Raw genomic sequence first — 23,956 nt, 5'->3', positions numbered from 1 at the left:
CGGGACGGGTTGCCGCCCTTGGGCCCGCAACAGATCATGGCTCATTCCGGAATTCCCAGTCAATCGTCGGATTTCCTCGCAGCCACCCAAGCTCTAGCTTTGATGCCGTGACTCTCGACGACCTCCGCATCTTCGCAGCGGTGTGCGAAGCCGGCAGCCTCAGCGCCGTCGCCCGTGATCTGTCCTGCACCCAGTCGGCAGTGAGCCAGCACATCAGACGCATCGAACGGGAACTCGGCCTCACCCTGCTGGAACGCCGGCCTCGGGGTGTCATACCCACCTACGCCGGGCGCATCCTCCAGACGGCGGTCGCCGACGGCATCGGTGGCATCGACCTCGCTCTGAGCCGACTCCGCGACCTCCTGCACGGAAGCGGCGGCTCGGTACGGATCACCACGGGTGCGACGACGGTCCGGCACTTCATGTCCGAGGCGGTGGTCACCTTCAGACAGCAATTCCCCCAGGTGAACCTGGAGTTCCAGACGGAGAACTCCAGCCGCGGCTGCTTCGCCGCACTCGCGTCGAACGACGCCGATCTCGCCTGGATCACCATCGGCACACCCGTGCGCGGCATCGAGCAACGACCGGTCATCGACCTGCCCTGGGTACTGGCGGTCCGGACCGACGACCCGCTGGCGTCCAAAGACGGCATCGACCCAGCGGACCTGACGGAGATTCACCACATCAGGCTTCCCGAGAACTCCACATCGAGGTCACGCCTGGACGCCCAACTCGACCGGCTCGGCGTCCGTTTGAACTCCACGACCGGCGTCGCGGACTGGGACACCGCCATCCTCCTGGCCGAACTGGGGCTCGGCCACGCCATCGTGCCGGCGCTGCCCGGGTGGCAGCAGACCGATCACCGCGGCGTCCGGCTCATTCCCGTGCCCGGGCTCCGCCCGCTGTCCGTCGGATGGGCGGTCCGCCACTGGGGGGCGCTGAGCCCGTCCGCCCGGTCCTTCGCGGAGACCGTGACGCGCAGCATGACTCGAGGGACGTCCGACCCTCCGCGCTCGGTCGGCCACACCACCGTTCCGCACGACACCGGCCCGGCGTGAGGCCGGCCGGTGGGACGGCGGTCAGGCGACCGCGAAGTCCTGGAATGCGGCGATCCCTCGAGTACTGGTCTCGCCGGTCGCCGCCGTCATGAAGACACCGACGTCCTGGATGTCGGCCACGCCGCCCGGGGTCGCCGTGCCGACCGTGGTCCAGGTCGTGCCGTCGGTGCTGCACTCCGCGGTGTACGTGCCGCCCGCGCGGCTCAGCCGCAGGTGCACCGGGGCGGTGAACGAGCCGGCGAGCCTGATCGAGTCGATCGTCCCGTCCCCGCCGGAGTCCCAGGACAGCACGCATCCGTGGGACGGGGTCGCCGCCAGATTGACGTATCCACCGACTCCGTTTTCGGTCAGATCGTTGCGGACGATGAGCCCGGCTCGGGCCCAGGGGCCGGTGCGGTCTTGCGCGGTGACCGTGACCCTGGCGGTGGAGGCGGTGCCGAACGCACCGGCACGGTAGATCGCGCCGAACTCGTTGGTGCCGCCCCACAGATCGGCGCCCGCGCCCTCGATGGCGAGGTCGGCACCGCACTGGCCGAAGACCGCGTCGTTGAAGGAAGCGGTGCGATACGGCTCCCGCACGCCGGTGCCGGCCATCAGGCGCGCGCCCCCGACCGCCTTCCCACGCACACCGCAGACGCCGAGCGACACTGCGGTCGGCACCCGGGCGACCAGGGTTCGCACGGGCCCGGCGAGGCTGATGGTGAACCTCGCGGCGAAGGTCTCGCCCGGGGCGAGCCACACGGCAGTCACCGGGTCGAGGGCCTTGGCGCTCATGCCGTCCGGCGGGTCGATGGACAGCCGCACGTCCCTGGCCCGGGCGAAGCCGTTGCGGTTGGTGGACGACACGGTGACGGTGACCGGCCGGCCCTCCACCACGGCCTTGTGGTCCGCCGAGGCGGTCAGCGCGATCTGGTGCGGGTCGGTGGCGAGGGTGTCCCGCACCTGCCGGGCCAGCGTGTGGATGTCACCGCTGGTCCGCGTCGGGTACGTGTCGTGCCGGTGCGCCCAGCGGTCCTCCAACTCGAACCAGTCGATGTCCGCGGGCTGCCGGCCTTCCTCGAGCGCGGTGGACAGCTCGCTGAAGTACCGCTCCCAACGGGTGCGGTAGAGCCCGCCGACCAGCCCTGACCACTCCCGGTTCGCGTAGTCGTGCAGCCCCTCCTCGCTGCTCGCCCGGCCGCCCCACGTGGTGATGATCGACCGGGCGTCGTACTCCAGCTGGTCCTTCTCCGCCGGGGTGCCGCCCCATGCCCTGGCGTCGGCCAGCCATCTCCCCAGCAAATGCAGGCCTGAGGTGGCCAGCACGGTGTCCATCAGCGTCATCCAGTTCAGCCACGCCCTGGTGAGCTCCGCGAACAGACCGCGGTCCGCCGCCTCGTAGGCCTCCTTGATCTGCGGCAGCAGGATCCGGCTGCGGTTGGAGAGCACCTGACGGGTCACGTCCACCAGGTCGTAGCGGTAGGCCGAGTTGTCGCGCAGCCCGCGCGGGACCTGGAGCAGCTCGGTCAGCGCCGCGTCGAAGGCCGTGGTGTCGTAGCGGTCGGCCTCGGGCCCCCACGCCGCGGCCTTGTTCGCGCTCAGGTCGGGCCTGGCGCCGAACAGGCCGTCGGGCGCCTCACTCCAGGAGTCCGCCCGCGTCATGTTGTACGCGGTGGCACGGATCGCCTGCCACGCGGCGATCGCGTGGGGGTCGGGTCCGCCGTAGCGGGAGGTGGCGTATGCAGTGAACCAGTCGTCCAGATCGATGGCGGCGGGTGTCCACGCCAGCTCGGTGAACAGCGCCATGGCGGCGGGGTTGTTGTCGGCGGCCTCAGGCATCATCGCAATGCCGGCGAGCGCGCTGCCCTGCTTGTCCCGCCACTGCGGGTACACGCTCACCCAGTCGGGGGCGTTGGCACCGATCGCGGTGTGGCCGCCGAAGTTCCAGATGCTGCCGAACGCATACGGGGTCCCTCCCCAGTCGCGCTCCCGGTCGGTGACGGTGGTGTAGCGGTCGGACAGGCCGTCGACGACCAGCATCCGGCTCCTGTCGACGGCCTCGAGGATCTCGGGGCGCGGGTTGCTCTGCCACCCCAGGATCATCCAGATCGCGCCGGGGTGCGCGGCCTGCAGGGCCGTCTCGACGGCCTTGGCGGCCTCGCCGACCGGCACGTCCCCGGCCTGTCCGCCCTCGTGCAGCAGGTCCATCTTGTACATCGTGCTGTCACCGAAGCGTTCGCGCTGGTGCCGGTAGAACGCGGCGGCGACCTCGGTGAAAGCGACGGTGCGCGGGTCGAGCCAGTCGGGGCGTTTGAAGGCGCCCCAGATGCCCTGCACGACCACTCGCGCTCCGGGGTTCCTGGCGGCGAACTCGTCCGGCACGGTGCCGTAGTAGCCGGGCAGCATGGGGGTCATCCCGAGCTCCCGGATCCGGTTGATGATTTTCTCGGCGAGAGCTGCGCGCCGGTCGAGCAGCCGCCGGGATACGGGCCCGCCGAACCCTGACATGTTCTGCAAGAGCCACCAGGGCTGGTGGGCAGGAGCGGGGATCCACGCCCGCAACTCGGCGTCGGAGTAGCCGAACTCACGGAAGGTGGCGTCGTACACGGTGTCGGCGCCGATGTAGACCAGGACGGCGTTGATGCCGTGCAGGGCGAGCAGGTCCAGCTCGCGCTGCCAGGCGTCCCAGCCACGGTAGGGCCCGGTGTAGCCCTCGTTGGTGTCGTTGAAGGCGAACCGGTACGGGACGTTCGCGGATCCGGTGATGGCGGCGGTGGGGGCGGGCAGCAGCCGGGGCAGGTTCAGCTGCTCGCCGTTCCAGGAGATGTCCGCCCGGGCGACCTGCGCGAGATAGGCGTTGACGCCGGTGAGCAGGACGGCGGGGCTGGTGCCCTCGACCGTGATCCGCCCCTGCTGCCCGGTGATCCGGAAGTGGTCGCGACCCACGACCGCGTGCAGGGTGATCTGCTGGTGGTGGGAAGGCAGCAGCCTGCGGAGGGCCGCGGCGGCGGAGGCGGTGTCGAACATCCCGGCCGGCCGGATGGTCGCGTCCTCGGTCCCGATCGCGCCGGCCTGGTGCGACGGGACCAGCAGCACCGTGCCGCCCAGGGCCGCGGCGCCGGTCAGCACGCGTCTGCGGGTGACCCCTTCCTTGCCGTTCCGGGCGTTCATGGGCTTCCCTTCCTCACCGGTCAGGCAACGGCCATCGCGAAGATGTGCAGAGCTGGGACACCCGCCTGCAGGCCGTCGCCGACCTTCGGCAGTACGACGGAGTGCAGCGGCTTGCCCTGCAGCCGCACGTCGAACACGAAGAGACTGACCGGGGTTTCGTCCCGGCCGGTGACGATGTTGCGGTACGGCACCACCACCGCGGCGGAACCACTCCTTCCGTACCAATCGGGGACGGCGACCGGGAATCTCTGCTTGCTGCCGTCGGCGTAGACGACAGCACCCTCCCCCTTGCCCTCTCCCCACGTGCTGGTGCCGAGGAAGGCCAGTCGGGAGCCCGAGCCGGACAACAGCACGGTCTGCCCGGACGAGACAGCGTTGTCCTTGTCCCCCGGTTCGGTGGCCGGCCACGTGAAAGGCACCCCGTCGTACGTCACCACCGCTCCCGGGCTCAGCCCGACCGAGGCCAATGCCTGCGCGGACAGGCTGGACCGCGACCCGTCGATGTCGGCGGCCGTGACCGCGTCGTCGGAAGCGATGCCGACGTTGTCGAAGGCGCCGACGAGCGACTGGTGGGGCAGACGCACCGAGGTGGTGGCGCGGGCGCAGTCGGAACCGTGCCGATGGACGTCGAAGATGGCGTGGGCGGTGAAGGTGATCTTTCCCTCGACGTTGGGCGGAAGCATGGTCCGCCAGCTGCGGGTCGCCGTGGTTCCAGGCGCCAGGTTCCCCAGGCCGCATCGCCACCCGGAACCGTTCACGGCGAGATGGAGCACCGTCCCGCGCAGAGCGATCCGGGTCGTGTTGGTGAGCGTGGCGGTCAGCGTCACTGGGGAGCCGGCCTGCGGGTCGGCAGGAGACAGCGTGAGCGAGACAGGGGGCCCAAGGAAGTCCTCCTCGGGTCGGTAAGGCCGGTTGATGCCGGTCATCAGGCCCGCCTCCGCTCCCAGTCGACGGTGAAGGTGTTGGCGAAGTCGCTGGGCAGCCTCGAGGGGACGGCGATGTGGATCCTGCCGTCCTCGCGGGTCCAGGTCAGCGTCCCGCCGCGGCCGAGCAGCCGGACCCGTGACGTGGCGCTGATGGGGATGTCCCCGGGCAGCGACAGCGTGCCGCCGGGAGCACCCAGCACGATGACGTTGAAAGCGCCGGGGGTGACGGTGTAGCGGATGCCGGGTTGTGCACCCTCTTCCTCAGCCCGCACCCATGGCGTCGACCCGTATATCGCGGGGCCGTTGACGTCGAGCCAGGCGCCGATGTCGCGCAGCCGCTCCTGCATGATGCCGGGGATGGTGCCATCCGGCCTGGGACCGATGTTGAGCAGCAGGTTGCCGTTCTTGCTGACCACGTCCGCGAGCAGGTGGATCAGGAACTTCGACGTCTTGTAGTCCTCGTCGGTCTCCCACTTGTTGTAGCCCCAGGAGTAGCCCATGGTGATGCAGCACTCCCATTTCCGCGGGTCCATCTGCGGGTTGGTGCGCTGCTCGTACGTCGCGAAGTCGTAGTGGGTGTCGAAGCGGTCGTTGACCACGACGCCTTTGGGCCTTCTGCGGTTCTTGGCCTGGTTGTAGTAGTGGGCCATGGGTTCTTCGCTGCGCCATGGTGGGTCACCGGTCGGCCGGAACCACTGCCCATCCGCCCACAGCAGCTCCGGGTCGTACCGGTCGATGACCTCGTACAGCTGCTTGAGCTCGTAGTCGCCGATGTAGTCCTCGACCGGCTTGTAGCCGACGAGCGGAATCTCCTCGTCCGTGTAGAAGTTGCGCATCGGCCGTCCGATCGCCGGGTTGAAGAACTCGCCGAGCGAGTAGTACAGCCCCGGCCGCACGGTGCAACGCTTGCGGGCCGCGGCGAACAGCTCACCCACGAGGTCGCGGCCCGGGCCGTACGCCACCGAGTGCCGGTCGGTGACCTTGCTGGGGAACAGGGCGAATCCGTCGTGGTGTTTGCCGGTCAGGACGAAGTACTCGGCGCCCGCCTGCTCGAAGAGCCGCACCCAGGAGTCCGGATCGTAGTTCTCCGCCGTGAACCGAGGGATGAAGTCGTCGTAGACGAAGTCTTCACCATAGGTGTCACGGTGATACTTCCACTGGTCGGTGCCCCGGTAGCTCTGGTACCACAGGTACCACTCGGAGGCGATGTGCCGTCCTGAGCCCGCGGGTACCGAGTAGACGCCCCAGTGGATGAAGACGCCGAACTTGGCGTCCTTGTACCAACGCGCCACCGGGTGGGTGTCGAGGGACTCCCGGGTCGGCTCGTAGTCGGGGATGCTGCCGGTGATCGCGTGGGCGGCACCTGGTGAGGCGAGCAGCACGGCACCGCCGAGCGCGGTCGCCGTACCGAGGAACTGTCTGCGGCTTACTGCCATGGAACGGCCTCTCGATGAGGGCTCGGCCGATTGCGGAAGTCGACGGGTGCTCGGTTCACGACGGACCTCCGGCGCAGGTCAGCTTCGCGGCGGCCCAGTCCGCGTGGTCCGTGGAGATGTCGCCGCCGCCGTCGACGGTGAGGTCGAGCCAGCGGGTGCCGGTGACGTCCACGTCGACGGGCATGCCGTCGTCCGGGCCGTACCGGACGGGGCTGGTGTGGAGGTCGCGACGGTCGGCCGTGACCTTGAAGGTGACGCTGCCGCCGGTGCCGACCTCGTCGTCCACTCCGACGACGGCCGTGAAGCGGGTGCACGCACCGCCGAGGTAAACCCGGACCCGGCTGTCGGCGTGCACGCCGAGGCCCTTGGTGTACGTGGTGCCGCCGATGGTGATGGGGCGTCCATCACCGGTCGCGTTCTCGCCGTTGGAGGCGTCCTTCTCGACCGGGCCCCAGCCGTTCACGGCCCGGACGAGGGGGAGATCGCTGACGTACCTGTCGCCGGAGGGCGCGGGCGGCGGGACCTGCACGGCACGCGCGCCGCTGATCTCCTGCGTGCGGCCGCTGTGCCGGTACGACGCCGTCGCGGCCAGGACCGCGTACGGGACCGAATCGCCGGGTGGGGTGACGGTGTACTCGGCGGTGACCGTGTCTCCGGATGCGACCCGCGTGAAGTGCGTCGGGTCGTCCGTCGTCAGGGTCCAGCCGTCGGGGGCCTTCAGCGAGAGGTCCACGTCGCGGGCGGCCTTCACGGTCTTCTCGGCGACCTGGAAGGAGACGGTCGCCGTGCCCGTCCCGCCCGCGCTCAGGAAGGGGTCGGCGTCCACGGTGATACGGGCCCCCGCGGGCACGTCCGGGTACGTCTTCGCGTCGTACGACGGTGCCGGCACCGTTGCGATGTCGATGCCGCCGACGCTCGCACCCGGGTCGACGAGGCGAGCGGAGCCGAGGCCCGCGCCTTCCCGGGTGGACCAGACGGCGAGGGCGATGGTGTTGGTCCCGTGCTCGTTCAGCAGCCCACGCGGGATGACGAATCGGGACTGCGGTCCGGTGTCGGCGAGGTAGCGGCCGATGAGCCAGCCGTTGACGAAGATCTGGGCGCGGTAGTCCTTTCCTCCTGCGCCGTCGGTGAGTTGGATCGCGAGGGGGTTGTCCTGGCCGCGCGGCAGGTCGAGGCGGACCGTGGTGCGGTACCAGCGCACGCCCGGTCCGGACTTCGCCGACTGCGCGGCGACGGTCGTACGGGTCCAGGACGCGTCCGGGTAGCCGGGCAGTGACCAGCCCGAACGCTCCCCGTACAGGCCGCCGTTGTTGTACGCGCCGCGTGCCGTGTCGATGGGCCGTTGGCCGCCCCGGTTGCCCTGGATCTTCCAGGTGATCGTGGAGTCGGCGCCGAGCAGGTCGGCGGACAGCAGCCCGCGCGGCTCCTTGGAGTAGTCGTGGCCCCATTCCTCGTTGTGGCCCATGTTCTCGACGAGGACGGACAGCACGTTGTCGTCCTTGAGGGCGCCGTCAGGGATGTCGAAGGTGCGGGAGCCGTCGCCGCTGCCCAGGTAGCGGCCGTTGAGCCAGGCCCCGTAGCGGCCGTGCGGGCCGGTGTTGGCGTCCAGCGTCAGCGCGGTCACGGCCCCGGTCGTCTTGAACCGGCCGCGGTACCACACATCGCCGTGGTGGAAGCCGTACTCGTCCATGGCGAGGACGGGCAGCGACCCGGAAAGGTCAGGGTTGTTGGCGCTCAGGTTGGCGGCGGTGGTCCAGGTGGAGTCGTCAAAGCCTGGGGCCGCCTCCGGCGCCTCCTCCTGGTATCTCCAGGTCGTCAGCTCCGGCAGCTCGACCGGGCGGGGCACCTCGGTGACCTGAGTCCTGCGGCCGTTCCAGGTGACCCTTGCGGCGTCCGCGATGACCTCGATCCGCGCGGCCTTGGTCGAGTCGCCGGTCAGGTTCAGCGTGCCGCCGACCGCCTTGGCCGTACGGACCAGCGACGGGCCCCGCACCAAGACCGGCCCGGCGGCGGTGTCGTGCCGCCACCAGTGGGCGGTCTCGGCGACATCGGCGATCAGCAGTTCAAGGTCGCCCACCTTCACCCGGGCCAGGCCCTTGTGGGTGTAGTTCAGCCGCAGGTCGCCGCGGGAGGGGTCCCACGTCGTGGTGACATCGCCGTCGAGGACGGTGACCTCGGGCTTCTCGGCGTACCGCAGGACGGTCTCGCCACCCTCGCCGGCCCGCCCGTACAGCAGCGCCACGCCCCGGTCGCCGATTCGGGCGTGCGTCATGATCTCCGAGGTGGAGTAGACGAGGCGCTGGCGGCCGAGGTCGTAGCCCGCGACGAGGAGTTTGGCATCCCGACCGTCGACGGCGATCGTGCCCTGCTGCGGCACCCTCGGGTAGTCGCCGTCTTCCCCGGACAGGGAGAGCGTCGTCTCGTGCTTGTCCTTCACCCGGGTGTCGTCGTGCCGGACGGTGAAGAACTGGGTGCCGCTGTCCGGGTTGACCCGGCGGTCGATGCGCAGGGCCTCGTCGGAGGGCGTGGGCGAGGTGGCTGTGTCGGTCCGCGCCAGGGCGGGTACGGCGCCCACCAGGTAGCCCATGCGCTTGAACTCGTGGTACTTGTCGGTGAGCTGCCGCGACTCGTTGATCGGGGCGCCGTAGTCGTACGAGGTGTAGCCGGCGTTGGGGTCGGCGAGCCAGCCCCAGTTGGTGCCTCCGTAGGTCATGTAGAACGACTGGCCGCTCACCCCCGCCGCGATGTTCATCTTGCTGAACACGCGGGTGAAGTCGGTGCCGGTGAGCTTGCGGCAGTCGTCGTAGCCGGTGCCGCCCCACGGGTCGAACGCGCCGCCCTGCGCCTCGGGGATGATCAGCGGTGACTCGGGCTTCCACTCGCCCACGTAGGAGTAGTCGGGCAGGTTGCGCCAGCCGTCGGGGGCGGAGCAGTCGAAGCCCTGCGGGTAGGCGTCGAAGCCGTAGATGTCGGGGGCGCCCCTGCCGCTCACCCAGTTCTTGTTGGGCCCACCGTCGTTGACGAACGTCGGTACATCGATGCCGTCCTCGCGCGCCCAGTCGATGAGCGCCTGCATATAGTCGCGGTCGTTGCGGCCGCCCTGGTACTCGTTCTCGACCTGGTACAGGATCACCGTGCCGGTGCCGCGGGTGAGTTGGTGCCGGGCGATGACCGGGTTGATCCGGCTCATCCACTCCCTGGCGTCCTTCATGAACTCCGGCTCGGACGTGCGGTTGACGCCCGCGTGGGTCTTACGCCAGGCCGGGAAGCCGCCACCGGAGACCTCGGCGTTGATGTACGGGCCCGGTCGGGCGATCACGTACAGGCCGGCCCGCTCGGCCTCCTCCAGCAGCCGCTCCACGTCGCGGATGCCGGTGAAGTCGTAGGAGCCGGGCTTCGTCGAGTGGTAGGCCCAGTCGAAGTACAGCGAGACGGAGTTGAACCCCGCCGCCTTGACCTTCTGCAGCACGTCCCGCCATGCGTCGGGGCTGGGCAGCCGGAAGTAGTGGAACTCGGCGCCCCAGAGGTACAACGGCTGACCGTCGATCCTCACCGAGTACGGGTCATAGGTGACGGTGTGCGCCTCGGCTTGCGGTCCGGCCTCGGCCTGCGATCCGGCGTGGGCCGGGGTGGCGGCCAGGCAGGTCGCGGCCAGCAACGCGGCGAGCCCGGCACTCAGCAGGGATCTCCCATGCCTTCTCATCGTGTGAGCTCCTTGACGACGCCGCCGCGCCGAGGCCGCGACGAGTGAGAACCTGCGTGCCACCGCGTGCGTTCTCGCTCTCACGAGGTGGCGGAGAGGGCCTTGACGACCTTGCCCGCGCCCTTCGCCTTGAGGTTGACGAAAGCCGGAGTGACGCCGAGCGGCACTTGGTATCCCTCGAGGTTCGCGGGTCCGTGGATCGTCGTGCCGCGGTTGACGTCGTACCAAATGCCGGGTGGCAGGTGAATGTCGCGGGTGGTGCCTGGGCCGAGCATGGGGGCGGCCAGGACTGCCGGGCCGAGCATCCACGCGTCGGTGACGGTGTAGCTGCGCTCGTCCTTCGGGAAGTCGAAGAACAGCGGCCGCATGATCGGGTCACCGGTCCTCAGCGTCTCCTGAACCTGGTCCCAGATGTAGGGGGCCAGCCGCTTGTGCCTCTCGATCGCATCGCGGTAGAGGTCGATCGTCTCCTGGTCGTAGACGACCTTCTTCCCGGTCGTGACGTCGTTGGTGTCCACTGGAGACGTCGAGGAGTACATCAGCGGCATAAGCGAGGCGGATTGCGCCCACCGCACCAGCACGTGCTTCGACGGCGGGGGCTGGCCGCCGGAGCCGCCGATCATGTCGGACTCGATGAACGGGTAGCCGATGGTGGAGATCGCCAGGTTCTGGGTCACCGACGCCCGCAGGGACTCCCACCCTGTGCCCTTGTCCACTTGCCGGGTGACGAAGCCGGCCTCGTGGGCCGTACGGTCCCAGTGGACCCGGATGCCGGCGCCCTGCAGGTCGAACTCGTCGGCGAGCTGCGCGCCGAGCCTCTGGTAGTCGGTCGGCTGGTGGCCGCTGCGCGGGGCGCACTTCTCGTCGAAGAACCGGGTGTCGAACTTCAGCCCATCGACGTCGTAGTCGCGCATCAGCTTCTTCAGGTTGCCCACGTACCAGGCCTTGGCGTCCGGGTTCGCCAGGTCGATGATTCCCGCGGTGCCGTTCCACCAGGTCACCCTGCACGGCGTGGTCGGGTCCGCGGCATCCATGAGGAGATAGCCGTGGTCGACGGCGTACTGGTAGTTGTCGGAGTCCAGGTTGATCCACAGGGTGACCCAGAGGCCGAAGTCGAACCCCAACTCATGGATCTTCTGGCTCAGGCCCTTGGGATCAGGGAAAGTCGTGGGGTCGAAGGTCAGGTTGCCATAGCGGGACTCCCACTTGTCGTCGAGCTGGATGGTGTGCCCGTCCAGGCCGGCTGCATGGAGGTCGGCGGCGTAGTCCAGCATCTTGTCCTGGTCGATCTTCGTGTAGAACTGCGCCCACGAGTTCCACAGCGGCCTGGCGTACTGCTCGTACGTGGCGTCGCTCTGCCCCGGCTTGCCGACGATGCCGATGTAGTCGCGGTAGACGTCAAGAGGCGTCGACTCGACGAACACCGTCGCCTGGTACGTGTCCGGCGACTCCACCGTGAACCGGCCGAGTCCGTCGTCCCGTTCGTTGATGGCCACGTCCATCGTGGTGCCGGTGTCGACCCAGAGGCCGGTGGCGCGGGAGGTGTACCAGAACGGGTCGATCATGTGGTACGAGGCGGGGCCGAACGTGCGGTGTCCGACGTGGCCGCTGGACAGCGGCCAGGGCTGGTCGGTGTACGGGCCGCCTCGCGGGGTCTCGGCCTCGCCGTGGCCGTACCAGTGGCCGGCCGACTCGAGGTCGTAGGCCAGCCCCAGCCGTTCCGGGCTGCCGCCCCTGACGTCCCAGCTGAGGTGGTATCGGTCCGCCGTGGGCGTCAGCCGCGCCTCGACGGTGGCGCCGGCGAGCGTGGTGTCGGCGGTGAGGTTGAGAACACCGTCCTGCCAGGACCAGTCGGTGACCTCGGTGGCGTGCTGCCACCGACCTCCGGATTCGAACCTCAAGCTCCCGGTGTCACCGCGGGCGGTGCCGAGTACGGTCCTCCCGGCGCGTGTGGTGGTGAAGGCCAGCTCGTCGGTGGCCACATGGACGCGATAACCGGGCGACGTGCCTGTGGCCGGCACGGACACCGTGACCCGGTCGTTCTTCCACGTCGCCCTCGGCCGGCCGGAAGCATCGGTCTGAGCCGATGAGGCGAAGGGTGCGGTGGCGGGTGAGAAGAGCGTCAGGGTCAGTGCTGCGACAGCCAGGAACGCGCCGCCTCTGGATAGTTGTGAGCGCACTCTCGGCCTCCTGCGTGACAGGCACGTGACTTCCCGGAGTACTCCTGCAAGGTTCTGCTCATTTCTGTGCATGTTCCGGCGAGAAACGTCACCTGTCAACACTCGTCTCACGGCCTCAGAGGGCAAATGTGACGTGCTGTCAGGCCGGGACGATCTCCACACCGGCGGCGACGAACGGTCCGGTGAGCTCCGCGGGGGCGTCCTGGTTGGTCACCAGCACATTAATGTCCTCCACCGGGCAGATCCGGGCGAAGGCCCGCTTGCCCAGTTTGGAGAAGTCGGCGACGACGATGACCTGTTGGGCGCGCCGGGTCAGCGCCCGGTTGATGCTGGCCTCGCCCTCGTGGTGGGCGGTCGCACCATGCGCGACATCGATCGCATCGACGCCGATGAAGACATGATCGAGCGTGATCTCCGCAAGCAGCTCGGTGGCCAGCGGTCCGATCAGTTCGTAGGACGCCGGTCGCGCAACACCTCCGGTGACGACGAGCTTCACATGACGGCGTATGACCAGCTCGTTGGCGATGTTCAGCGCGTTGGTGACCACGGTCAGCGAGGTCTCGGTGCCGTGCGACCTCAAATCGGCCCGAGTGGCCAGCGCCCGAGCGACCTCCGTGGTGGTGGTGCCGCCGTTGAGGCCCACTACGGCGCCGGCCTTCACCAGGCCCGCCGCGGCATGAGCGATGCGCTTCTTCTCCGGGGCGTTGCGCGCGACCTTGTAGCGCAGCGGCAAGTCGTAAGCGATCGCATTGATCGTGGCGCCGCCGTGCGTGCGGGTGACCAGCTGCTGGCGGGCGAGCTCATCGAGATCGCGTCGGATCGTGGCGGCGGAGACGTGCAGTGCGGCCGCGGCGGCCTCGACCTCGACCCGCCCCTCGCTCGTCAACATCTCCAGGAGCGCGTTCCATCGCGACTGCGGTGCCGCCATCTCTTCGCCCCCTGTCGTGGTGTGCGCGCTCCCCCACGCAGTCATGAAACCACACAGTGGGGCCCGAACTACCTGGAAGACCGTGCACGTTTGAACCAGGAAGGAGCAGTTCCCTGCACGCCCACGCATGAATGTCGGCACCCCGGTGTGGCGAGCGCGCAGGACAGGTCGCCACCGGCCCCTGGAGGGCGGGACCGGGGAATCGTTCCGCGGCACGGGCCGCGCTCGTCTCACGCTGCGCCGCGTCGGACGAGGCCGTCCAGACGGCGTCTGACCGGTCCCAGCGCCCGTCCGCTGCGGCCCAGTCCCTTCCACGGGTCGCCGTGGTCGGCGAGGCGGTCCGGGATGGTGCGCAGCGTCCAGTGCCGCGGGCCCACGCCGGGGTCGTCGAGCTCGTCCCACGCCAGCGGCGTCGCCACGGGGGCGTGCGGCCGGGCGCGGACCGCGTACGGCGCCACCGAGGTCTGTGCGTACGCGTTGCGCTGGGTGTCCAGGTACAGCCGGCCGCGACGCTTGTCCTTGCGCGCCTCGGTCGTCAGCCTGTCCGGATGCCGCTCTGCCAGGACATCGGCCACGTCACGGGCGAAGGAGCGCACGGTGTCGAAGTCGGTGCGCCGGTCGAGCGGGAGCAGCAGATGCAGGCCGCGCGACCCTGTCGTCATCACCGCCGGGTGCAGGCCGAGTTCGTCGAGGAGGTCCTTGAGCCGGAAGGCGGCCCAGCGGACGATCTCGAAGTCGTCGCCGGGTGGGTCCAGATCGAAGATGAGCCGGTCCGGGCAGTCGAGGCGGCCGACCCGGCTCAGCCAGGGGTGCGGGGTGATGCAGGCCTGGTTCGCCAGATACGCGAGGGTGGCGGCATCGTCGCACACCACCATGGTGACGGTCCCGTCCTCTTTGGGGACCTCCTCGCGATGGATCCAGTCCGGGAAGTAGTCGGGTACGTCCTTGTGGAAGAACGACTTGCCCCGGTACCCGTCGGGGTGGCGTTCCATGGCCAGCGGGCGGTCGCGCAGGTGGGTCAGCATGGGCCGGGCGACCGTGCGGTAGTAGTCGATCAGTTCGGCCTTGGTGATCCCGTCGTCGGGGAAGAGCTCCTTGTCCGGGTTGGAGACCGGAACGGTGCGGTTCCCGATGCGGATCTCCTCTTTGGTGCTCACCGTTCCTCCTTCGGCCGCTCCCGGACCACGTCGGTGGCGGGCTTGTCGGTGCGCAGGCCCACGAAGCGCGGATGGCGCAACTTGCCGTCACCCGTCCACTCGGTGAAGGCGATCTCGGCGACCAGCTCGGGCCGGACCCAGTGGGCTCCGCGTTCGCGGACCCTGCCTCCGGTGAACGGCTGCTGGTCGCAGGCCAGCGCGTCCAGGCGCTCGCGCAACGCGGTGAGGGTGCGGCGGTCGTAGCCGGTGCCGACCTTGCCCGCGTACCGCAGTCGGCCCTGCTCGTAGTAGCCCACCAGGAGCGCCCCGAAGCCGGTGCGGCTGCCCGCCGGTTCGGTGAAGCCACCGATCACCAGCTCCTGTCGCTGGCCGCACTTGAACTTCAGCCAGTCCGTCGACCGGCGCGCCACGTACCGGCTGTCCGCCCGCTGGGGGTCCCTCCCACGCCGAAGGCTGTGGGGGAGATCAGCCTCCCAGCCCCGTCCGCAGGCCTGGCGCAGATACGCCTCCCCGCGGGCGTTCCGGTGGGCGGTGAAACGCAGGGGCGGGGTGAAGGTCAGCGCGCGGCGCAGCAGTGCCTTGCGGGTGCGCAGCGGGAGCTTGGTGACGTCGTGGCCGTCCAGGTGCAGCAGGTCGAAGATGTAGTACACGACGGCGACCCTGCTGGCCCGGGCCACGCGTGGGTCCTGGATGCCGAGGCGCTGCTGCAGCCGGGCGAAGCTGGTGCGCCGGCCCTCGAAGGCGACGACCTCCCCGTCCACGATGAAATCCCGGCAGTCCTGCCGGGTCAGTGCCTCGGCCACCTCCGGGTACGTGTCCTGGAGCTGCCGGCCACTGCGGGAGGCCAGACGGGTGCGGTCACCGTCCCGGAAGCCGAGGCAGCGCTCCCCGTCCAGTTTCCGCTCAAAGAGCCATGCCGGGTCCGAGAAGTACTTCTGGGTCAGGGTCGCCAGCATCGGTCGGGCACTGTTCGGCTGGGCGGAGGTGCGCAACGCCTCGCGCTCCTCCGCGGACAGGCGGTCCAGGAGGCTCTCACCCACGGCACAGCGGGTGCCCGGGAGGACGGCGACGAAACGGCTCCGCCGTCCGACGACCGCCCGGCGCCCCGGCGTGCCGAGGCCCACTCCGGGATGTGTGATCCGGATCTGCCGGGACACCCGGACCGAGAACGTACGGCTGCTACCCGAACGCGGCTCGGAGGAACGATGGCACGGCTGGTGGTCAACGGCGACCGGCTCGTGGTCCGCCTGTCCTGGTCGGAGAAGGCGGCGGCGCGCCATGGCAATGTGCGGGTCCCGGTTGCGGCGGTACGTCATGTGGGGGTCGAGTACGACTGGTGGCGGGCCTTGCGCGGAGTGCGGCGTCGCGGAGTCTGGATTCCCGGTGCGGCGTGCATCGGGACGCGTCGGCATCACGGCGGGCAGGACTTCGTGGCGTTCCGGCCCGGCGAACCCGTGTTGTGTGTCGAGCTGTGGCCCACGACGGCGCCGTTCAGCCTGCTCGCCCTGTCAGTACCTGATCCCGAGGCCACCGCCGCGTCGTTGCGCCGTCTCGCTCCGCGCATCGACGCAACCGCTCGACAGCGCCAGGCGATCCCTGTCCCTGAGGAAGTCCCAGAGAGCGGCCGCGCGGCCGAGGCCGCCGGGTCCCGGAAACACGCGAAGGGGTTCGGCCGGAGAGCGATAGGCCGCGCCGTGCGCCGGTTCAGGTCGACTCCCGGCCGCCATCGAAGAGTCCGGCGTAATCGTCCGGGAGGCGGCTCAGTACGGACGCCAGCTGCTCGCCGGTGAGGACGTCCGAGACGGCGCTCAGTACGGCCTCGGCGTCCATGGCGGCCTCCTGCTCCAGTGTGCCCGCGCTCACCGACACATGCGTGACGAACTCCCCCATGCTCCAGGACGGCGCGGATTCCGCGGCGGCGGAGACGAGCATCTCTCCGGCCTGGGCGGGCAGCTGGGCGGCAAGCTCGTGCGCGGCATCGGTTCCGAGCCGACGCCCCAGAACGCCCAGCACGATGCGGACGGCGTCCTCCGCGTCGGCGCGGTCGGCGAAACCGCCGCGCTCGCGCACATCCGCGAGGAAGATCGCATAGTCCATCAGCCCATCGGACTCCCCTGGCTCCGTCTCCGCTGCGGCACTCCGACGGCCTGCGCGGCGAGCGTCTGGTACCGACGTCATGACTCCGCGGTGCCACGGTGTCCCGACGTGTGCACCGGTCAGTGCGCGTCCGGCAGCCTGACCTCGACCAGGCCGTCGTTCAGCCGGACCTCGAAGGCGGGCTGCGACGCGGTGGCCGGTCCGGACACGCAGGCCCCGTCCGCGAGCCGGAAGGTGCTGCCGTGCCAGGGACAGACCACGCAGCCGTCGACGAGCTCGCCCTCGGAGAGGTCCCCGGCCTGATGGCAGCAACGGTCGGCCAGCGCGTAGACCGCGCCCGTCCCGTTGGAGTCGCGCAGCAGCAGCACCGGGACGTCGCCGACCGTACGGCGCACCATCTCACCGGGCGGGAACTCCTCGGGGCCGCCGACCGCATGCCACCCGGGGTCGACCAGGTAGGGCACGTCCTCGCCGTGGTTCACCCCGGCGCCCTGCCGGTGGGCCAGGTGACCGCCCAGGATGCCGCCGAACGTCACCGCGGTGAGCCCCGCGAAGCCGAGCAGCCGACCGCCCCGGCCGGCGTTCCGGGCGGCGAGGGAGGCCCCGTACAAGGCAAGGGCCGCGACATTCGCCGAGGCGTGCACCACGCCCACCCGCTCCTGCTCCACGCGCTGGTCGGCGAAGTCCACGGCGCCGGCCAGGGCTGCCGGAACCGCTGTCGTCAGCCCGACGGCGACCAGCAACCGAGCTGACCTGTCGTGTCCGCCGCGCAGGTCGAGCAGTGCGGCGGAGGTCCAACTGCCGATCGGCAGCTGCACGAGGGCCGGGTGCATCGGGTGGCCCAGCCACCGGCCCCGTAGGACATCCCGGACCCGTCCGAGCGGGAGGGCCCGGATTCCGGTGCGCAGCGGAGCCGCCATCCGGCCCAGCGGCTCGGCCCGCTCCAGCACCTCGATCTTCGAGAAGGGATTGCGCATGGCCGCCGGGTTGCCCCTAGCGTCCGCATGAAACCCGCACGCGAAAGCCACCGCGCTGCGCATCCGGGCCCGCGGCGGACGCGTCGGCGCGTCATGGCACGCGCAGGGTGTAGGTACGGCCCTCCACGCCCCACTCCCCCGACATGGGCTTGTGGCCCGCGTCCATCGCCCGGATGGTGGGGCGACCGATGTGTGCGTACACCAGCCGGCGGACTCCGTGCCGCACCGCCGCGTCGGCGACCTGCTGGACGCTCGCGTGCCCGCCGACGCCCCCGCGGAAGCGGATCGGGCGATTCCAAGCCGCGGCCTCGGCGAACATCAGGTCCGCATCGGCGGCCCAGGCCGGAAACTCCCAGAACTCCGGCGCCCAGACCGCCAGCCTGTCGCCGAACCGGATCGTGTAACCGCAGGTGGGATGTGAGGTGTGGGCGACGGGGTGCGGCTCGACGCGCAGGGCGTCGTTCGGGTGCGAGGCCATGACCGGGGCCACCCCGCGCGCCTCGGCGAGTCGGCGCAGCTCCCGGCGCAGTTCCGCGTGCTCGTCGGTGACCAGCCAGGCGTCCAGCCGTTCGGGGGGTTCGGCGCCGGGCCCGCCGTCGATGGCCAGGCGCAGCCGGCCGTGGCGCACCAGAAGGCCCGCCGGTGCGTACCGCGGGGAGTTCATGGCGCCGACCCCCAGCAGGGTCAGGCGCAGCGAACCGGTCATGAGCGGCCTTCCCGGCACCTCCCGGCCAATATCGACCACGGTGTTCACCTTGATCAAGGGCAGGATAACCGCGGCATCCGGCCTCGCTCTCCGTTCCCCGGCATCGGCTTCGCATGGGGTGACGCGGCAGGGGTACTCGCGGGACGGAACTCGGGAGGAAGGTGCGTCAACCATGCCCAGAGGATCCAGCGCGAAGCGCGAACGCCAGTACGAACACATCAAGGAGAGCGCGAAGGAGCGCGGCGAGAGCACGAGGCGAGCCGAGGAGATCGCCGCTCGTACGGTGAGCAAGGAGCGAGCCCGCACAGGCGAGTCGAAGACGGCCAGCCGCGTCTCCACTCAGGACATCTCCTCCTCACGGCGAGGCGGCAAGCGGTCGCACACCGGCGCTCAGGGGCCGACCAGGGACCAGCTGTACGAGGAGGCGAAGAAGAAGAACGTCGAGGGCCGGTCGAACATGACCAAGGAACAGCTGAAGAAGGCCCTGGGGCGCTGATCCCCGCCCCAGGCTCGGCCCGGCGGTCCGCCGGCAGGCGCGTCCTCCCGGTCACGGCAGTCGTGACGCCGAGGAACCGCTGGGCCACACCGACCGCGCCAGTTCCGGGTGGAACTCGCGCGGTCGGCCTGTGGCGTCCTTGAGAACCGCCTTCGCGGCGCGGGGAGTGACCCGCCGCTGCCGGTCCCCAACGCCTCCTTCAGGAGCGCCTGTCGGGCAACGGCCGATTGAGACGGTCATCGGGAACGAGCCGGCCCGCCACCGCTCCACCTCGGAACGAGGCTTACTCCGAGCCGCGCATGTCACAGGCGTCCCGACCCCTTGACGCGGCGTCGCCGGATGGGTAGACCACACTCAGCGCTTTGGTATAGACCAAAGCCTCCCATCGCGAGCCCATGGCCGGAGGTTCACGTGGCCCGTGCACCGCCGGAGGGCGACTCCCCGTGGGAGCGCGGGCAGAGCTCCCGTACGACCACCACCCTCTCCCTCTCGACCGCACCCCGCCGGAGTCTCCGGACAGGGAGTTTGCGGGACCGTTCCACGCCGGGCCGACGGGACCGCCCGTCCGCCCCCCACCTTCGTGGAGACGCACATGCGAAGATTGCTCGCCCTGGTGATCGCAGTCACCGGGGCACTCGTCCTGCTCGCCCCACCAGCCGCCGCGGCCACCGCGACCGCGGCGTTCGCCAAGACGTCCACCTGGGACACCGGCTACCAGGGCCAGTACACGATCACCAATTCCGGCAGCACACAACTGGACAGCTGGACGGTGGAGTTCGACCTGCCCGACGGCACATCGGTCGGCTCGTACTGGGACGCGCTGCTCACCAAGAGCGGCAACCACTACACGTTCAAGAACCGCGACTACAACGGGTCGTTGGCACCCGGCGCGTCCACGACCTTCGGCTGGGTGTCCACGGGCACGGGAACGCCCCAGACGTGCATGCTGAACAGCGCCTCCTGCGACGGCGGAGGCACCGAGGACACGACGCCGCCCAGTGTCCCCGGCGGCGTCACCGTGGACTCGGCCACCGCCTCCTCACTGACGGTGCGCTGGTCGGCGTCCAAGGACGACTCCGGGACGATCTCCGGCTACGAGGTCTCCCGTGACGGCGGCGCGCCCGTCGCCGTGGTCGGCACCTCGTACACGGCGACCGGGCTGCAGGCGGACACCAGCTACAGCTTCCGGGTACGGGCCAAGGACGCCGCCGGCAACGTGTCCGCGTACAGCACGGCAGCCACCGGCACCACGAGCACCGGCGGTGACACAAAGCCGGCCGGACCCGTGAGCACGGCCCCCTACGTCGACATGGGCGCGTGGCCGACACCGAGCATGCCGGACATGTCGTCGGCGAGCGGGGTGAAGAGCTACACCATGGCCTTCATCACCGCATCCGGCTGCAAGGCGATGTGGTTCAACGCCTATGATCCGCGCGAGAAATGGGCCAAGGACCAGATCGACGGCATCCGCGCAGGCGGCGGCGATGTGAAGGTCTCCTTCGGCGGCGCGAGCGGCATCGAGCTGGCGCAGGCGTGCGACTCCGTCGACTCGCTGTTCGCCGAGTACAACGCGGTGGTGAACGCCTATGACCTGAAGTACGTCGACTTCGACATCGAAGGGTCGGCAACCGCCGAACCCGCCTCCGTCAGCCGCCGCTCCCAGGCGCTGGCCAAACTCCAGCAGGCTCACCCCGGGTTGCGGATCTCGCTGACCCTGCCGGTGCTGCCCGAAGGGCTGACCGCCGACGGGCTGAACGTCGTGAAGTCGGCACGGGACGCCGGCGTCGACCTGGACGTGGTGAACGTGATGGCCATGGACTACTACCGCGACGTCGACTACGGGGACGCCGCGGTACAGGCCGCGCAGAGCACGTTCTCCCAGTTGCAGTCGCTGTACCCGGCCAAGAGCGACGCCCAGGTGTGGGCCATGGTCGGAGTGACCCCGATGCTCGGTCAGAACGACGACGGGCGCATCTACAACCAGGACGACGCACGGCAGTTGGTCCGTTACGCCCAGGACAAGCACCTCGGGGTGCTCGCATTCTGGGAGACGACCCGGGACCGCAACGCCTGCACGGGCGCCCTGTACAAGTGCACCAACATCCCGCAGTCGCCGTACGAGTTCTCGAAGATCTTCGCGGCGTACACCGGATGACTCCGGTGCCCCGGCTGCCGCCGGCACACGGCGGCAGCCCATCGCTCCCTGACCGTCTCACCGTTCCCCCTCCGAACGCCGAGGCCGGGCGGTCCGGAAACCATCCCCTGGATGTTCCGGACCGCCCGGCCTCCGCCATGCGGAAGACGTTCCCGAGCCCGTCAGCCGCTGGGGAATGCGTCGGGAGTTCTGATCCGGTCGCGGATCCACACCCCTGCGGCCTTGAGCCGCGTGGTTCCGGCGAACGGACCGCCCGGGCAGGTTCCACCGGTGAAGACGGCCCCTGAGCGGGAGTCGTCGGAGAAGTTCCAGTTCACCCAGCTGATCTTCTTGTCCGCCATCAGGTCGAGATACTGCTGCGACCTTCCGAAGTCGTTGCCGCCGTCCCCCGAAAAGGTCTGCGTGCCGAACTCGGAGACGAACACCGGGATGCGGTCGGCGGCACGGGACAGGGTGTTGAGGTACTCGGCGCCGTGCGAGGCCGCGTAGAAGTGGAAGGTGTACATGATGTTGGCCGCGTCGACCGGGTTGCTGACGATCTCGGACTCGTCCGACCCGTCGGAGACGCCCAGGGAGGACCAGGCGCGGGTGCCGATCAGGATCGGGGTGTCGGCGTCGTGGGCGCGGATCACCGGGATGAGCTGGTGGGCGTAGTTCCGGATGGCGGACCAGGAGACGCCGTTGGGCTCGTTGGCGATCTCGTAGAGCAGGTTGTTCTTGTCCCGGTGGCGCTGGGCGATCTCGGTGAAGAACGTCTTGGCCCGGTCCAGGTTGTGGTTCGGATCGCCGGGGGTGAGCATGTGCCAGTCGACGATGGCGTACATCCCGCGTGCCGTGGCCTGCTCGATCAGGTGGTGCACCCGGTCGGTGAACTGTCGGGGGTTGGTTTCGTAACCGCCCTCCTGGATGTACATCGAGATCCGGAACACATCGGCGTTCCAGTCGGTGGCCAACGCGTCCAGGGACGCGGTGTTCAGGCACTGGTAGTACCACTGGAGGCCATGGCTGCTCATGCCGCGCAGTTGAATGGGGTTGCCGTGCTGGTTGCAGAGCTTGGTGCCGCACACCCTGAGTTGGCCGTTGACGTCGACCGGAGTCCCGCCTCCGGGGTCCGACGCAGCGGTGGTCGCGCTGACCTGGTTGCTCGCCGCCGAGCGGTTCCCGGCCGCGTCCTTCGCCCGGACCGTGTACGTGTACGTGGTGCTCGGCGCACGTCCACCGTCGGTGTACGAGGTGCCGGTTACCGTGGTCACCAACGAGCCGTCCCGGTACACCTCGTAGCCGGTCACGGCGACATCGTCGGTGGCGGCGCCCCACGCCAGGGAGATGCTGCTGGACGTGGTCCCGGTGGCGCGGAGATCACCCGGAACGCTCGGCGACGTGGTGTCGTCGCCACCGCCGCCGACGGCCTTCCACAGGGCCGGGACGTTCGGGGGTTCCCATCCGGGCTGAGAGGTATGGCTCTGCAGGCACTCGTAGTCGGTGCCGTTGTAGGTGACGCGCGCGCCGACGGTGTATGCCGTCCGCGCCTCCCAGGCCGGGTAGGCGGCGATGTCGGCCGAGACCGCGGCGGGTCTGTGCGACGGGGAGGGGCCCGACGCCGTGGCGGGGGCGGTCGTCAGCCCGAGGCCGGCGAGCAGAACACCGACCAGGACGGTTCTCAGAAGTGTGCGCATGGCTCTCCTGACTGGGGGATGGGCTGGTCAAGAGCTCTTCGGGGCTGAGGGGCGAGCTGCGCACGTACAGTCTGGCCGTCGAGGCCGGGGAGTCCGCCGGCTCCTCCCGCGTCCGGGTGGCCCTCGCTCAGGAGGTCGCCACCCGGACGGATGGGGGGTGCCGGTGGTCGTCAGCCGGTGAAGCCGGCGGTGATCTTGGTGAACTCCCAGTTGCTCTGGCTGATGCCGGAGCAGTGGCTGGTGACCCCGCCGCCCGGGCATGGACGGTCACGGTTGACGGCCCAGAAGGCGAGGCGGGCGATGTGGTTCGAGTTCGCCCAGTCACGGATCTTGGTCCAGGTCTCCGGGCTGGTCAGCTCCTGCTGATCGCTCAGACCGTTCATCCCCGAGATGCCGATGTGGGAGTACGCCGTGGCGTCCGACCAGCCGAAGGTGCTCTTCAGCTTGGCCTTCAGCCCTTCCGTGGCCTTGATGGTGTTGCCGTACATGTCCGCACCACCACCGAAGTCGAACGGCATGATCGTGAAGACATCGATGTCCGCATTGAGCGCCTTGGCCTGCTCGATGAGCCGGTTGCCCCACCAGTTCGGCCCGCTGGTGGTGGTGCCGAAGGTGAGGACCGTCGCGATGCCCGGATTCTTCTGCTTGACGATCTTCAGGGCGTTGAGAATCCGGTCCTGGACCGTCGCATTCTCGAACTCGTCGGTGTTCTCGATGTCGACGTCGATCGCCTTGAGGTTGTAGGCGTCGATCACCTTCTGGTAGGCACCGGCCAGCGCCTCAGGGGTGGGGCAGTTCGGGCCGAGCTTGTTGCCGCTCCAGCCACCGATCGACGGAACGATGTCCCCGCCCGCGCCACGGATCGCGTTGATGGTGCTCTGGTCGTTGCCGCCGGTGAGCGCACGCTGTCCGTCCCAGGCCGGGTTGCAGCCTCCCGAGGAGAGGATGAAGGCCATGGTGAACCACTTGATGCCGGTGGCGCTCATGACCGAGGTGGCGCTCGGCGGATCGCCCCAGCCGAGGAAGAGATACGGAGCGGCCTGCTTGACAGCCGCGGCACGGCTGTCCGTGCTCGAGTCTGAGCGCGGGTCGGCGCCATGGGCCGTACCGGCGAGGACGGCGGCAGCGGTCAGTGCCAGTGTGCCAACGCCGGCCAGCAGACGACTTCGGGTGCGCATATGACCTCCCAGTGGGGGGACGGGTGGGTGGCATTTGCTGATGTGAGGTGGCGTGGGGAGCCATCCGGGCCGGGTCTCCCTGCTGATGGTGTGTCACCGCGGTCTCGTCTCACCGGAGACAGGGAGAGCCCCG

The 23,956-nt window shown here is 69.6% G+C and carries 15 protein-coding genes and 2 pseudogenes; 3 read left to right on the top strand and 14 right to left on the bottom strand.

Going from position 1 to position 23,956, the window contains the following annotated elements:
- Positions 1-107 precede the first annotated feature (107 nt).
- The gene (locus ACTWQI_RS19530) at positions 108-1,058 is read left to right on the top strand and encodes a LysR family transcriptional regulator (RefSeq protein WP_443272109.1); all 951 of its coding nucleotides are present in this window, start codon (positions 108-110) and stop codon (positions 1,056-1,058) included.
- A gap of 21 nt (positions 1,059-1,079) precedes the next feature.
- Here the strand turns inward: ACTWQI_RS19530 and ACTWQI_RS19525 are convergent, their stop codons facing one another.
- From ACTWQI_RS19525 to ACTWQI_RS19475, 11 genes are all read right to left on the bottom strand, one after another.
- Positions 1,080-4,208 carry an alpha-N-acetylglucosaminidase gene (locus tag ACTWQI_RS19525; RefSeq protein WP_443272107.1) on the bottom strand — a complete coding sequence of 1,043 codons (3,129 nt, stop codon included), beginning with the start codon at positions 4,206-4,208 and terminating at the stop codon, positions 1,080-1,082.
- Between the two features lie 20 nt (positions 4,209-4,228).
- Complete coding sequence (locus ACTWQI_RS19520) at positions 4,229-5,134, bottom strand: beta-glucosidase (RefSeq protein WP_443272105.1); 906 nt, start codon at positions 5,132-5,134, stop codon at positions 4,229-4,231.
- Positions 5,134-6,570, bottom strand: coding sequence for an alpha-L-fucosidase (locus ACTWQI_RS19515; RefSeq protein ID WP_443272103.1), 1,437 nt, complete (start codon positions 6,568-6,570; stop codon positions 5,134-5,136). The genes ACTWQI_RS19520 and ACTWQI_RS19515 overlap by 1 nt, the downstream gene beginning before the upstream one ends.
- Positions 6,571-6,625: 55 nt before the next feature.
- The gene (locus ACTWQI_RS19510; RefSeq protein WP_443272101.1) at positions 6,626-10,273 is read right to left on the bottom strand and encodes a beta-galactosidase; all 3,648 of its coding nucleotides are present in this window, start codon (positions 10,271-10,273) and stop codon (positions 6,626-6,628) included.
- A gap of 80 nt (positions 10,274-10,353) precedes the next feature.
- The gene (locus ACTWQI_RS19505; RefSeq protein WP_443272099.1) at positions 10,354-12,453 is read right to left on the bottom strand and encodes a TIM-barrel domain-containing protein; all 2,100 of its coding nucleotides are present in this window, start codon (positions 12,451-12,453) and stop codon (positions 10,354-10,356) included.
- A 139-nt stretch (positions 12,454-12,592) separates the two neighbouring features.
- Positions 12,593-13,381 (bottom strand): DeoR family transcriptional regulator, encoded by a 789-nt coding sequence (locus tag ACTWQI_RS19500; RefSeq protein ID WP_443272097.1) that lies wholly within the window; start codon positions 13,379-13,381, stop codon positions 12,593-12,595.
- Positions 13,382-13,611: 230 nt separating this feature from the next.
- Positions 13,612-14,538: a non-homologous end-joining DNA ligase gene (gene ligD, locus ACTWQI_RS19495; protein WP_443272095.1), complete on the bottom strand. Its 927-nt coding sequence runs from the start codon at positions 14,536-14,538 to the stop codon at positions 13,612-13,614.
- The gene (gene ligD / locus ACTWQI_RS19490; protein WP_443272092.1) at positions 14,535-15,695 is read right to left on the bottom strand and encodes a non-homologous end-joining DNA ligase; all 1,161 of its coding nucleotides are present in this window, start codon (positions 15,693-15,695) and stop codon (positions 14,535-14,537) included. The genes ligD (ACTWQI_RS19495) and ligD (ACTWQI_RS19490) overlap by 4 nt, the downstream gene beginning before the upstream one ends.
- Positions 15,696-16,242: 547 nt before the next feature.
- Positions 16,243-16,635: a DUF2267 domain-containing protein gene (locus tag ACTWQI_RS19485; protein ID WP_443272090.1), complete on the bottom strand. Its 393-nt coding sequence runs from the start codon at positions 16,633-16,635 to the stop codon at positions 16,243-16,245.
- Between the two features lie 119 nt (positions 16,636-16,754).
- Positions 16,755-17,612 (bottom strand): Rieske 2Fe-2S domain-containing protein, encoded by an 858-nt coding sequence (locus ACTWQI_RS19480; protein ID WP_443272088.1) that lies wholly within the window; start codon positions 17,610-17,612, stop codon positions 16,755-16,757.
- 91 nt (positions 17,613-17,703) lie between these two features.
- Positions 17,704-18,366 carry an MBL fold metallo-hydrolase gene (locus ACTWQI_RS19475; protein ID WP_443272196.1) on the bottom strand — a complete coding sequence of 221 codons (663 nt, stop codon included), beginning with the start codon at positions 18,364-18,366 and terminating at the stop codon, positions 17,704-17,706.
- Between the two features lie 124 nt (positions 18,367-18,490).
- Here ACTWQI_RS19475 and ACTWQI_RS19470 point away from each other — a divergent pair, with 124 nt between their 5' ends.
- Both ACTWQI_RS19470 and ACTWQI_RS19465 read left to right on the top strand, forming a co-directional pair.
- Complete coding sequence (locus ACTWQI_RS19470) at positions 18,491-18,814, top strand: plasmid stabilization protein (protein ID WP_443272087.1); 324 nt, start codon at positions 18,491-18,493, stop codon at positions 18,812-18,814.
- Positions 18,815-19,406: 592 nt separating this feature from the next.
- Positions 19,407-20,969 (top strand): cellulose binding domain-containing protein, encoded by a 1,563-nt coding sequence (locus tag ACTWQI_RS19465; RefSeq protein WP_443272085.1) that lies wholly within the window; start codon positions 19,407-19,409, stop codon positions 20,967-20,969.
- Between the two features lie 161 nt (positions 20,970-21,130).
- On the opposite strand, the gene ACTWQI_RS19460 is transcribed toward ACTWQI_RS19465, so the two are convergent.
- From ACTWQI_RS19460 to ACTWQI_RS19450, 3 genes and pseudogenes are all read right to left on the bottom strand, one after another.
- Positions 21,131-22,387, bottom strand: coding sequence for a cellulase family glycosylhydrolase (locus ACTWQI_RS19460; RefSeq protein ID WP_443272194.1), 1,257 nt, complete (start codon positions 22,385-22,387; stop codon positions 21,131-21,133).
- A 3-nt stretch (positions 22,388-22,390) separates the two neighbouring features.
- Positions 22,391-22,645, bottom strand: a pseudogene (locus ACTWQI_RS19455) (carbohydrate-binding protein); the annotation flags it as partial.
- Positions 22,646-22,815: 170 nt separating this feature from the next.
- Positions 22,816-23,694, bottom strand: a pseudogene (locus tag ACTWQI_RS19450) (chitinase); the annotation flags it as partial.
- Positions 23,695-23,956: the final 262 nt, after the last annotated feature.

The organism is Streptomyces sp. KR80, from assembly GCF_052245555.1.
GTDB lineage: Bacteria > Actinomycetota > Actinomycetes > Streptomycetales > Streptomycetaceae > Streptomyces.
This window is presented reverse-complemented; position numbering and strand designations above follow the sequence as displayed.